The 11,345-nt window shown below is 72.9% G+C and carries 13 protein-coding genes; 8 read left to right on the top strand and 5 right to left on the bottom strand.

What is annotated here, in order from left to right; all coding sequences use genetic code 11:
• Positions 1 to 18: 18 nt before the first annotated feature.
• Both ABEA26_RS32715 and ABEA26_RS32710 read left to right on the top strand, forming a co-directional pair.
• Complete coding sequence (locus tag ABEA26_RS32715; RefSeq protein WP_345597257.1) at positions 19 to 1,401, top strand: MBL fold metallo-hydrolase; 1,383 nt, start codon at positions 19 to 21, stop codon at positions 1,399 to 1,401.
• Positions 1,398 to 2,141 (top strand): sulfite exporter TauE/SafE family protein, encoded by a 744-nt coding sequence (locus ABEA26_RS32710; RefSeq protein ID WP_345597254.1) that lies wholly within the window; start codon positions 1,398 to 1,400, stop codon positions 2,139 to 2,141. Before ABEA26_RS32715 ends, ABEA26_RS32710 begins: the two co-directional genes overlap by 4 nt.
• 13 nt (positions 2,142 to 2,154) lie before the next feature.
• On the opposite strand, the gene ABEA26_RS32705 is transcribed toward ABEA26_RS32710, so the two are convergent.
• A complete protein-coding gene (locus ABEA26_RS32705) occupies positions 2,155 to 2,433 on the bottom strand; it encodes a metal-sensitive transcriptional regulator (protein WP_102930309.1) in 279 nt (92 codons plus the stop codon).
• Positions 2,434 to 2,523: 90 nt separating this feature from the next.
• Between ABEA26_RS32705 and ABEA26_RS32700 the strand changes: the two genes are divergently transcribed.
• From ABEA26_RS32700 to ABEA26_RS32690, 3 genes are all read left to right on the top strand, one after another.
• Positions 2,524 to 3,114 carry a rhodanese-like domain-containing protein gene (locus ABEA26_RS32700; RefSeq protein ID WP_345597253.1) on the top strand — a complete coding sequence of 197 codons (591 nt, stop codon included), beginning with the start codon at positions 2,524 to 2,526 and terminating at the stop codon, positions 3,112 to 3,114.
• 112 nt (positions 3,115 to 3,226) lie between these two features.
• Positions 3,227 to 3,850: a TetR/AcrR family transcriptional regulator gene (locus ABEA26_RS32695; RefSeq protein ID WP_345597252.1), complete on the top strand. Its 624-nt coding sequence runs from the start codon at positions 3,227 to 3,229 to the stop codon at positions 3,848 to 3,850.
• Positions 3,851 to 3,944: 94 nt separating this feature from the next.
• Entirely contained in the window at positions 3,945 to 5,519 is a 1,575-nt protein-coding gene (locus tag ABEA26_RS32690; protein WP_425587937.1) for an MDR family MFS transporter, read from the top strand.
• 231 nt (positions 5,520 to 5,750) lie between these two features.
• On the opposite strand, the gene ABEA26_RS32685 is transcribed toward ABEA26_RS32690, so the two are convergent.
• Entirely contained in the window at positions 5,751 to 6,275 is a 525-nt protein-coding gene (locus ABEA26_RS32685) for a copper chaperone PCu(A)C (RefSeq protein WP_345597250.1), read from the bottom strand.
• A 229-nt stretch (positions 6,276 to 6,504) separates the two neighbouring features.
• Here ABEA26_RS32685 and ABEA26_RS32680 point away from each other — a divergent pair, with 229 nt between their 5' ends.
• The 3 genes from ABEA26_RS32680 to ABEA26_RS32670 all read left to right on the top strand — a co-directional run bounded on the left by ABEA26_RS32680 (position 6,505) and on the right by ABEA26_RS32670 (position 8,464).
• Entirely contained in the window at positions 6,505 to 7,089 is a 585-nt protein-coding gene (locus ABEA26_RS32680; RefSeq protein ID WP_345597249.1) for a sigma-70 family RNA polymerase sigma factor, read from the top strand.
• Positions 7,089 to 7,841 carry an anti-sigma factor gene (locus ABEA26_RS32675; protein WP_345597248.1) on the top strand — a complete coding sequence of 251 codons (753 nt, stop codon included), beginning with the start codon at positions 7,089 to 7,091 and terminating at the stop codon, positions 7,839 to 7,841. Before ABEA26_RS32680 ends, ABEA26_RS32675 begins: the two co-directional genes overlap by 1 nt.
• 170 nt (positions 7,842 to 8,011) lie before the next feature.
• Positions 8,012 to 8,464 (top strand): flavodoxin family protein, encoded by a 453-nt coding sequence (locus tag ABEA26_RS32670; RefSeq protein ID WP_345597247.1) that lies wholly within the window; start codon positions 8,012 to 8,014, stop codon positions 8,462 to 8,464.
• Positions 8,465 to 8,479: 15 nt separating this feature from the next.
• Here ABEA26_RS32670 and ABEA26_RS32665 read toward each other — a convergent pair whose 3' ends face one another.
• From ABEA26_RS32665 to ABEA26_RS32655, 3 genes are read right to left on the bottom strand one after another with little or no spacing between them, the layout of a single operon-like run.
• On the bottom strand, positions 8,480 to 9,268 hold the full coding sequence (locus ABEA26_RS32665) for an ABC transporter ATP-binding protein (protein ID WP_345597246.1): 789 nt from the start codon (positions 9,266 to 9,268) through the stop codon (positions 8,480 to 8,482).
• Complete coding sequence (locus ABEA26_RS32660) at positions 9,265 to 10,290, bottom strand: FecCD family ABC transporter permease (RefSeq protein WP_425587936.1); 1,026 nt, start codon at positions 10,288 to 10,290, stop codon at positions 9,265 to 9,267. The genes ABEA26_RS32665 and ABEA26_RS32660 overlap by 4 nt, the downstream gene beginning before the upstream one ends.
• A gap of 14 nt (positions 10,291 to 10,304) precedes the next feature.
• Positions 10,305 to 11,312: an ABC transporter substrate-binding protein gene (locus ABEA26_RS32655; RefSeq protein WP_345597255.1), complete on the bottom strand. Its 1,008-nt coding sequence runs from the start codon at positions 11,310 to 11,312 to the stop codon at positions 10,305 to 10,307.
• Positions 11,313 to 11,345 lie beyond the last annotated feature (33 nt).

The raw sequence follows: 11,345 nt of genomic DNA, 5'->3' as shown, positions 1-11,345 counted from the left end.
CGGGAAGGAGAGTGCGCCGTGTTCTTTGTCGACGTCCTGGAGACCGAGGGACTGGGCAACCGCAGCTACCTCGCGGGCGGTGCCCGCTCGGCCGTGGTCGTGGACCCGCCGCGGGACATCGACCGTGTCATCGCCGAGGCCGCGCGGCGCGGGGTGCGGATCGCCGCCGTCGCCGAGACCCATGTGCACAACGACTACGTCACCGGCGGCCTGGAGCTCGCCCGCCTCACCGGCGCACGCTACCTGGTGCCGGCCGGGGCGGAGGTGGCGTACGCGCGCGTGGCGGTGGCCGACGGGGACGTGGAGCCTCTCGACCAGGAGCTGGAGCTGCGCGCCGTGGCCACACCCGGCCACACCCCGCACCACATCTCGTACGTCCTCCAGGAGGCGGGGCGGGCGGTGGCCGCCTTCACCGGCGGCTCGCTGCTGATCGGCACCGTGGGCCGGCCCGACCTCGTGGAGCCGCGACTGACCGAGGAGCTGGCGCGCGCGCAGTACGCCTCCGCGCACCGTCTCGCGGATCAGCTGGAGGACCGGGTGGCCGTGCTGCCCACCCACGGCTTCGGCAGTTTCTGCTCCTCCTCCGCCTCCGGCGGCGAGCACAGCACCATCGGTGCCGAGAAGGCCGCCAATCCGGCGCTGGTCCAGGACGTGGAGACCTTCGTGCGGGAGCTGCTGGCGGGACTGGACGACGTACCCGCCTACTACGCGCACATGGGCCCGGCGAACGCCGAGGGCCCCGCTCCCGTGGACCTGACCGAGCCCCGGCGGGCCGACGCGGACGAGATCGCCCGGCGGCTGGCCGCCGGCGAGTGGGTCGTGGACCTGCGCAGCCGGGTGGCCTTCGCCGCCGGCCATGTCGCCGGGTCGTTCAACTTCGAGGTCGACGGACAGCTCGCCACCTATCTGGCGTGGATGATCCCGTGGGGCAAGCCGGTGACGCTGCTCGCGCACAGTACGGAGGAGCTCGCCCGCGCCCAGCGGGAGCTGGCCAGGGTGGGCATCGACCGGCCGGCCGCGGCGTCGGTCGGCTCCCCCGCCGACTGGGTCGTGGACGGGACCCGCCCGGCCTCGTTCCGGCGCGCCACCTTCGCCGAGCTGGCCGCGGCGCGGCGCGGCGGCGAGGACCCGGTGGTCCTCGACGTACGCCGGGACAGTGAGCGCGCGGGCGGCTGGGTCGAGGGCAGCGTGCACCTCCCGGTCCACGAGATCCACCAGCGGCTGGACGAGGTACCGCCGGGCACCGTGTGGGTGCACTGCGCGGGCGGCATGCGCGCGGCCGTCGCCGCGTCCGTGCTGGACGCCGCCGGACGCGAGGTGGTCGCGGTCGACGACGGTTTCGCGGCGGCGGCCGACGCCGGCCTGCCGCTCGTCACGCCCTCGGGCGGCACCGCCGTATGACCCCGCTGGTCCTCGCCCTGCTCGCCGGTGCCGCGGCCGGTCTGTCCCTGGGCGCGCTGGGGGCGGGCGGCAGCATCCTCACCGTTCCCGCGCTCATCTATCTGCTGGGTTTCACCCCGGCCGCGGCGACCACCGCGAGCCTGGTCGTCGTGATCGTGACATCGGTCACCGCGCTGGTGGCCCATGCCCGGGCCGGGGCGGTGCGCTGGCGGGCCGGGCTGCTGTTCGCGGCGGCCGGTCTGCTGCCCGCGGCCGCGGCCGGCGCCCTGTCCGCGCGTGTCCCCGAGGCGGTACTGACACTGGTGTTCGCGGCACTGGCCGCGCTGGCGGGTCTGCACATGCTGCGCCGCCGGGCGCCGCGCGAGGGCGGCACGGTGTCGGGTGTCCGGGCCACGGGGGCCGGAGCCGGACTGGGCGCGGTGACCGGGTTCCTGGGAGTCGGCGGCGGCTTCCTGGCCGTGCCGGCGCTGGTGACGGTGCTGGCCGTGCCGATGAGCGCGGCGGTGGGCACGAGCCTGCTGGTCGTCATGGCCAACGCGCTGGTGGCCCTCGCGGCCCGGGCGTACACCGCGGTACACCTGGACCTCACGCTGCTCCTGCCGTTCCTGGCCACCGCCGTCCTGGGCGCGTGGGACGGCAGACGGCTGGCGGCGAAGGTCTCCGCCGCCACCCTGCGGCGCGTCTTCGGCTCCGCGCTGCTCGCCGTCGCCGTGGCGATGGGCGCCACGGCGCTGCTGTGAGCGGCCCGGCGGGTCAGGCCAGCGAGAGGAACAGCTTCTCCAGTCGGGCCCGCATCTGCGCGGAGTCCCGCACCTCGGGGTCCTCGCTGGTCATGCACTGCTGCAGCCCCGTGGCGATGATCGAGAAACCGGCCCGGTCCAGGGCCCGGGAGACGGCGGCGAGCTGCGTGACCACGTCCTCGCAGTCGCGCCCCTCCTCGATCATCCGGATGACTCCCGCGAGCTGCCCCTGAGCGCGCCGCAGCCGGTTGAGCGCCGACTTCAGCTCGTCGGCCGACATGTCGAGTTCCACGCCTACTCCTCCACATAGCCCACATTGCCCCGTATACCCCTGCGGGTATCCTACCGCGCGCAGGCGCGGCGACGAGAAAGGTCTCCTTCCGTGATCACCTCCACCTCCACCGCCCCGGCCACCACCCTGAGCGCCACCCAGGCCCTGGGCCGCATCGGCGAGTTCACCGTCGTCGACGTCCGCTCCCCCGGCGAGTACGCCGGCGGGCACCTCCCCGGCGCGCACAACGTTCCGCTGGAACGGCTCGACGAGGCCACCGACGCCCTGACGGCCGCCGCCGCGCGCGGGCCGCTGCTGCTGGTGTGCGCCTCCGGGGCCAGGTCCGCGAAGGGTTGCGCGCGGCTGGCGGCGCACGGCGTCGAGGCGGCCACTCTCGAGGGCGGCACCGGCGCCTGGGCGACGGCCGGTCACCCGGTGGAGCGTCAGTCCGGCGCCCGCACTCCGTGGCCCATGGACCGGCAGGTGCGCCTCGCCGCCGGGTCGCTCGTCGCGGCCGGGTTCCTGGCGGGCCGCGTCTGGCGCCGGGCGCACTGGCTGTCCGGCGCGGTCGGCGCGGGACTGGTCTTCTCCGGGGTGACCAACACCTGTGGCATGGCCGCCGTGCTGGCGAGGCTCCCGCACAACCGGGCCACCGGGGACGCCGTCCCGTTCGAGGAGACGCTGGCGCGGCTGGCGACCTGAGCCGGGCCACCGTGTGACGACGGGCGCCGACCCCTTCGGGGATCGGTGCCCGTCGTTGGTTCCGGAACCAGCGACGAGCGCTGATTTTGCACGCCGTGCATCTTTGCATACCATGCAACTTATGTCGGAGAAGAGTGCAGCGGGGGGCGGCCTGCGGGAGCGGAAGAAGCGGGCCACACGTGCCGCTCTCGCCGAGGCCGCGGTACGTCTCGCCGCGGAACACGGGGCGGAGAAGGTCACCGTCGAGGCGATCAGCGCCGCGGCCGGGGTGTCGGTGCGAACCTTCTTCAACTACTTCGACACCCGCGACGACGCGTTCGTCGTCATGGACGCGGACGCGGGCGCACGCATGCGGTGTGCCGTACTCGCGGCACCGGCCGAGCTCGCCCCGTTGGAAGCCCTGCGCGGGGCCCTGGCGGCGGAATTCGCCGAGGCGGAGCAGGACCACGAACTGTGGCGGCTGCACGCCGAGGTGCTGCACGCCTCACCGCACCTCCTGGCACGCGGCGTCGGGGCGCACATGGCGGCCGAGGCCAACCTGGCCGAGGCCATCGCCGAACGCCTCCACGGCGCCGACGACGGCCTGTACCCGCGACTGCTGGCCTCGGTGGCGCACGCAGCGGTGCGCACCAGCATGGACCACTGGTCCGCCCACCAGGAGGAAGTCGCCTTCCTCGACGTCTTCCACGAGGTGTTCACCCTCCTCGCCGCCGGCCTTCCGGCACCTCCCGCGTAGCCTCCGCGCCGGGCCTTCGCGACCTCATCAGACCACCACCGAAAGAGATGCCGTGACCGCATCCCAGGCGCCTGCCGAGGCGCCTCCCACCGCCATGAACCAACGGCAGATACTCCAGGCCATGTCCGGCCTGATGGCCGGCATGTTCGTCGCCATCCTGGCCGGCACCGTCGTGGCCAACGCGCTGCCCACGATCATCGCCGACCTGGGCGCCAGCCAGTCCGCCTACACCTGGGTCGTCACCTCCGAACTGCTGGCGATGACCGCGACGGTGCCCCTGTGGGGGAAGCTGTCCGACCTCTTCAACAAAAAGCTGCTGCTCCAGCTCTCGCTGGCGATGTTCGTGGTCGGCTCTCTGCTGGCCGGCTTCTCCCAGGGCGTCGAACTGCTGATCTTCAGCCGGGTCGTGCAGGGCATCGGCGCGGGTGGTCTCACCGCCCTCGCACAGGTCGTGATGGCTTCCGTCATCCCGCCCCGCCAGCTGGGCAAGTACGCCGGCATCTTCGGTGCCGTCTTCGCCGTGGGCACCGTGGCCGGTCCGCTGATCGGCGGTGTCCTCGTGGACACCTCGTGGCTGGGCTGGCGCTGGTGCTTCTTCATCGGCGTGCCGTTCGCGCTGCTCGCCATCGCGCTGCTGCAGCGCACGCTGCGGCTGCCGGCGACCAAGCGCCAGGTGCGGATCGACTGGCTCGGCGCCTTCCTGATCGTCGCCGGTGTCTGCGCGCTGCTCATCTGGGTGTCGCTGGCCGGCAACGAGTTCGACTGGGCGTCCTGGCAGACCGCTGCCCTCGCGGGCGGTGGCGTGCTGCTGCTGGTCGCCGCGGTCTTCGTCGAGGCCCGTACCCCCGAGCCGGTCATCCCGCTCGACATCTTCCGCAACCGCACCGTCACGCTGACCACCGTCGCCAGCCTCCTGGTCGGTGTCGCCATGTTCGGCGGGACCGTCTTCCTCTCCCAGTACTTCCAGATCTCCCTGGGCAAATCGCCGACCGTCGCGGGTCTGATGAGCCTGCCGATGATCCTCGGCCTGCTGGTGTCGTCCACCGTCGCCGGACAGGTGATCAGCCGGACCGGCAAGTGGAAGCGGTACCTGGTGGCGGGTGCGGCCCTGATGACCATCGGCCTCGCGCTGCTCGCCACGATCGACGCGAAGACGCACTTCGGTCTGCTCAGCCTCTACATGGCGATCATGGGCGTCGGCGTCGGCATGCTGATGCAGAACCTGGTGCTGGCCGCCCAGAACGACGTGGCCGCCGCCGACCTGGGCGCCGCGACCTCCGTGCTGTCCTTCTTCCGCAGCATGGGCGGCACCATCGGCGTCAGCGTCCTCGGCGCGATCCTCGCCAACCGGGTCACCAGTGAGATGACCAAGGGACTCAGCAACGCGGGCGCCACCGTGCCCGGCGGTGAGAGCTCGGGCGGGCACAGCGTCCCGGACATGTCCACGCTGCCCGCACCGATGCGGACCATCGTCGAGCATGCCTACGGTGTCGCCACGGCCGACCTTTTCCTCGTCGCCACGCCGTTCGCGCTGCTGGCAGTGGTGGCCGTCGTGTTCATCAAGGAGAAGCCGCTGAAGACCACCAGCGGCATGGAGCGCCTCGCCGAGGAGTCCGGCGAAGCCGCCGCCGCACCGGCCGACAAGGGCCCGGCCGCGCCGGTCGGCTGAGTCACCGGCAATCACCACGCGCACACCCCGACGGGGCTGTCCACCATCCCGGTGGGCAGCCCCGTCGGGGTTCGCGCACCGCCCCGGCCGCGGACGGCCGCGATCGAATCGGCCAGACGTTCGGAGGGCAGACCTTCGGCGGAGGGAGAAGGCGTCCCGCGGCGGGAGGGAGTCCCGCCGCGGCGCGGCACGGTGGGCCGTCCGCCGCCCGGAGACGGTGGGCCGGCGGGGTCACTCGTTGGGGGAAGGGCTGGAGTCGTACACGGGAACCTGCGACTGGATGTTGAACGTGACGGAACCGGCCCTCTCGAAGCTCAGCGTGATCTTCATGAAGTCACCGCCGCGGACGACCTCGCGCACGTCCCGCAGCAGCAGGTGGTCGTTGGTCGGCTCCAGTTGCCGGAGCTTGTTCGGCGGCAGTTCCACCCCGTCCGGCAGGGTCTTGCCGTCCGCGTTCACGATGCTCACCGACTCCGCGTTCGGACTGCTCGCGCCCACCAGCCGGTCGCTCTTGTCGCCTTCGTTCATCAGCCAGACGTAGGCCGGCACGTCGTCACCGGGTTGCCACGGGTCTTCCTTGGGCTCCGCCACGTGGGCGTAGCGGATCAGGACGGGACCGACGCTCGCGTTCTGGCCGGGCGCGTGCCAGTCCTGGGGTTCGAAACTGTCGTCCCCGCCGCATCCGCTCAGCGCCAGGGCCACCGCGGCCAGCACAGCGGCGGCGGAACGGGCGGTTCTCCCACGGGTGAGCACCACGGCGCCTCCACTGCAGGGTCCGGTATCCGCACCCGGGTTGCCCCGGCGCCGGAGCGCAAACAGGCGGCATGGGAGGGTGAGTCCCCGGCGCGTCGTGCGGGAGATCCACCCGACCTCACGGGCGAGGCCGTCCGCGCCTTCGGGCGGCGTCCCGACCAATCCGCGGGCCGCTCGGTCTCGGATTACGCGGGGACATCCCGGCTCGTCGCATTCTTTTGGAGACACCGTCGTGAAGGAAGCCGTACACATCGGCAGAAATCCATCGGCCCAGCCAGACCTGCAAAAGCTCATCCATGAGGTGGCCCTGGGCGATCAGGACTCCTTCGCCGCGGTCTACGACGCGGTGGCGGGGTCCGTGCTCGGGGTCGCCCGGGCGGTGCTGCGCGACCAGGCGCAGTCGGAGGAGGTCGCGCAGGAGGTGCTGGTGGAGGTGTGGCGCACGGCGCCGCGCTACCGGCCCGAACGCGGCACGGTGGTCAACTGGATCCTCACCCTGGCCCACCGGCGGGCCGTGGACCGGGTGCGGTCGGTGGAGGCCGCCGCGGCCCGCGACCACCGGGCCGCCCTGCTCGACCGTACGCCCGAGTACGACGAGGTGACCGAACAGGTGGAGACACGACTGGAACGGGAGCAGGTGCGGCGCTGTCTGCGGACCCTGACCGAGATCCAGCGCCAGTCCGTCACCCTGGCCTACTACCGCGGCCTGACCTACCGGCAGGTCGCCGAGGCGCTCGCGCTACCGCTCGGCACGGTCAAGACGCGGCTGCGCGACGGTCTCATCCGGCTCCGCGACTGCCTGGGGGTGAGCGCGTGATGCGCACGGAGGACCTGCACAGCCTGACGGGCGCCTACGCACTGCACGCACTGGCCGACGACGAGCGGGCGGCCTTCGAACACCATCTGGCGGACTGCGGCTCGTGCGAGCGGGAGAGCCTGGAGTTCGCCGCCGCGACGGCCCGGCTGGGGCTGGCCGCCACGGAATCGCCCGGTCCCGTGCTCAAGGACCGGGTGCTGCACCGCATCACCACGGTGCGGCAGGTGCCGCCGGGCGGCGGCACAGTGGAGCGGGCACGTCGCGTCGTGCCCCGGGGCCGGGGCCTGGCCCGGTGGGCGCTGGCCGCCTGTGTGGCCGCTGCCGTGGGCCTCGGCGGCACGGCGGTGTGGCAGTACGAACGGGCACAGGACGCCGGGGACCGAGCGGCCCGGGCGCAGCAGCGGGCCGAGGAACTGGCCGGGGTGCTGGCCGCTCCCGACGCCGCCTCGCGCACGGTACGGCTGACCGGCGGGGCGAGCGGGACCCTGGTCGTCTCCGAGCGCCGGGACCGGGCGGTGTTCCTGGCCTCCGGCATGGCCGAGCCGGCGCAGGGCAGGGTGTACCAGCTCTGGTTCGACGACCACGGCACGATGCGGCCGGCGGGCCTGATGGACCCCGGCCGCGGCAGCCAGGCGGTACTGATGGAGGGCGATGTGGACGAAGCGGTGGGCGTCGGCATCACCGTGGAGCCGGCGGGTGGTTCGAAGCAGCCGACCACCACGCCGATCGCTCTGATGAACATGCCGGTCTGAACGGGCGGGGGCCGGGGGGCCGCTCCCCTCCCCCGGCCCCCGCCCGTGCGGGCCGGCCCGGCCGTCGGGTGTCCGGGGCCGCCGGGTGGTCCGGACCGGGCGGTGGGCGGGGCGGACGACGGGGTGGCGTTCCTTGCGGTCGGCGGGTGGCGGGCGGCAGGCTTGAGGGTGTGGCCACTTTGCTGATCGTGCATCACACGCCGTCGCCGAACTGTCAGGCGATGCTGGAAGCCGTCGTGTCCGGGGCGACCGCGCCCGAGATCGAAGGGGTACGGGTGGTCAGGCGGGCGGCGCTGGCGGCGACGCCGGTCGACGTGCTGGAGGCCGACGGATACCTGCTCGGCACTCCCGCCAATCTGGGCTACATGTCCGGCGCCCTGAAGCACTTCTTCGACCAGATCTACTATCCGTGCCTGGACGAGACCCGGGGCCGCCCCTTCGGCTACTACGTGCACGGTGGCAGCGACACCACCGGTGCGGTACGCGGCATCGAGGCGGTCACGACCGGCCTCGGCTGGCGGCGCGCGGCATCGGCGGTGAGTGTGGCCGGCGAGCCCGGCAAGGCCGATCTCGAGACCTGCTGGGAACTGGGGGCCACGCTCGCCGCCGGGCTGACGGACTGACCGGACTGACCGCGGTCACCCGCTCGGGGAACGTCCCGTCAGCGTGCCGAGGAACCGGACGTGCGGGTGACCGCCCGGACCGGTGCGGGTGACCTCGGCGCTTACCCGGTACACCTCGGCGACCAGGGCCGCGGTCAGGACCTCCGCGGGCTCGCCACAGGCCACGACTCTCCCCTCGGACAGCACCACGAGGTGGTCGCAGTACATCGCCGCGAGGTTGAGGTCGTGCAGGGCGACGACGCTGGTGACGGGCAGGGCGGCGACCAGGGACAGCACGTCGAGCTGGTGCTGGACGTCGAGGTGGTTGGTCGGTTCGTCCAGCAGGAGTTCGCGCGGCTGCTGGGCGAGGGCGCGGGCGATCTGGACGCGCTGGCGTTCGCCGCCGGAGAGGGTGTGCCAGAGCCGCTCCGCCTGCCCGGTCAGGCCGGTACGGTCCAGGGCGTCCGTGACCGCCTCCTCGTCGGCCGCCGACGCCGGGACCCAGGCGCGGCGGTGCGGGATCCGGCCGAGCCGGACGACGTCCCGGACGCTCAGCTCGACCTGCGTGTCCGCCTGCTGCTCGACCACGGCCACACGCCGGGCGACCTCCCGGCGGCCCACCCGGTCCATGGGGCGGCCGTCGAGGGTGACGACGCCGGAGGACGGGGCGAGCACGCCGGCGAGGAGCCGCAGCAGGGTGGACTTGCCCGAGCCGTTGGGGCCGAGCAGGCCGGTCATGGCACCGGGCCGGGGGCTCAGGCCAACGCCGTCCAGGATGAGCCGCCCGCCGGCGGCGCGGGAGACCCGCTCGGCGCTCAGCGTCATCGTGCCCTCCGGGTGCGGTACAGCACGAGAACGAAGGCGGGCACGCCGATCAACGAGGTCACCACGCCCACCGGGACCTCCTGAGGTGCGAGGACGGTACGGGCCAGGGTGTCGACCCACACCAGGAACACCGCCCCGGCGAGCGCGCAGACCGGCAGCAGCCGGACGTGCCCGGGGCCGGTCAGCGCCCGTACGGCGTGCGGCAGCACCAGACCGACGAAGCCGATGGCACCGGCCGAGGCGACCAGGGCAGCGGTGAGCAGGGCGGTGGCGCACAGCAGCACCAGCCGGGTGCGGGCCACGTGGACGCCGAGCGAGGCCGCCGCGTCCTGACCGAACGCGAAGGCGTCCAGCGTCCCGGCGTAACCGAGGCAGACCGCCAGTACGACGACCAGGACCGCCGTGGCGGTCCACACGTCCGTCCAGTCCGCCCCGCCGAGGGAGCCGAGCAGCCAGAACAGGACGCCGCGAGTGGTCTCGGCGTCGGCCGCTGTCATCACGACGAACGAGGTGAGCGCGGAGAACAGCTGCATCGCCGCCACCCCCGCGAGTACCACCCGGTCCGGGGTGCCGCCGAGGCTGTGGCTGAGCAGCATCACCAGCGCGAAGGAGCAGACCGCCCCGACGAACGCCCCGCCGGACAGGGACAGCGCTCCGCCGCCCACCCCGAGGACGACGACCAGGACGGCACCGGTCGAGGCACCGGAGGAGACGCCCAGCACGAAGGGGTCGGCGAGCGGGTTGCGCAGCAGGGACTGGAGTACGGCACCGCAGACGGCGAGTCCGGCGCCGCACACCGCGGCGAGGAGGGCCCGGGGCAGCCGCAGGTCCCAGACGATGCCGTCGCGGATCGGGGTGACGTCCACGGCCGGGGCGCCTCCGAGGTGGGCGACGACCACGGACCAGACCTCTCCGACGCCGACGTCCGCGGGGCCGATGGTGACGGCGACGGCCACGGAGACGCACAGGGCGACGAACCCGGCCACCGCCCACACCGGGTAACGGCGGCCGGCCGCCGTCACTCGGCTCTCGGCCGTCACTTGGTGAGGCCGTACGCGCGCAGCGCCGCCGCCACCTTCTCCACGCCCTCGACGGTGCGGATGGTGGGGTTCATGGCCTGTCCGCTCAGTACCACGTACCGCTTGTTCCTGACCGCGGTCATGTTCTTGGTGACGGGGTCGGACTCCAGGAACTCGATCTTCTTCGTGGCGGTCTCGGCCGTCTGGGACTTACGGGTGAGGTCTCCCACGACGAGGACGTCGGGGTCGCGGTCGGCAACGGTCTCCCAGCCGACCTGCGGCCATTCCTCCCGGGTGTCGTCCATGGCGTTCCTCGCGCCGAGTTCGCGGGTCATGACGCCGGGGGCGCCGCAACAGCCCGCCATGTAGGGCGAAGTCGAGTTGGCGAACCAGTACATGAGGGTGACAGCGGAGGCATCGACGCCCGACGTGGCCTTCTCGACCCGCGCCTTCAGGTCGGCGACCAGTTCCTCACCGCGCTGTTCGACGTCGAACAGCCGCGCAAGGTCGCGGACTTCGCCGTAGACGGTGTCCATGGTCAGTGGTTCACTGCGGACGCCGTCGCCGTCGCCGCTGTTGTCCTTGCCCGCGCAGTCGGAGGGTGACAGGTAGGCGGGCACGCCGAGTTCGGTGAACTGCTCCCGCGTGGCCACTCCACCGAGGCCGAGCGTGGAGGCGAAGGAAGCGGCGACGAAGTCGGGTTCGGCGTCCAGGACCGTCTCGAAGGAGGGCATGTCGTCGGCGAGCCGGGGCACGCCGGCGTTCGCCTTCTCCCAGCCCTTCATGACCGGGTCGGTCCAGGTGGCGGTGCCTGCCATACGGTCGGCGAGACCCAGCGAGAGCAGGATCTCCGTGGTGCCCTGGTTGAGGGAGACCGCGCGCCGGGGCGGCGCGGTGACCTCCACCTTCTGCCCGCAGTCATTGACGGTGCGTGGATAGCCGGCGGCCTCTGCCGGAGCGGCGGAGTCGGTGGCGGTCGTTCCGGAGCCGCAGCCGGACGCCAGCAGGGCACCGGACAGCAGCAACGAGAAACGGGAGCGGAACGAACGGAAGGAGCG

This window comes from Streptomyces marokkonensis, assembly GCF_039539045.1.
Taxonomy (GTDB): Bacteria; Actinomycetota; Actinomycetes; order Streptomycetales; family Streptomycetaceae; genus Streptomyces; species Streptomyces marokkonensis.
This window is presented reverse-complemented; position numbering and strand designations above follow the sequence as displayed.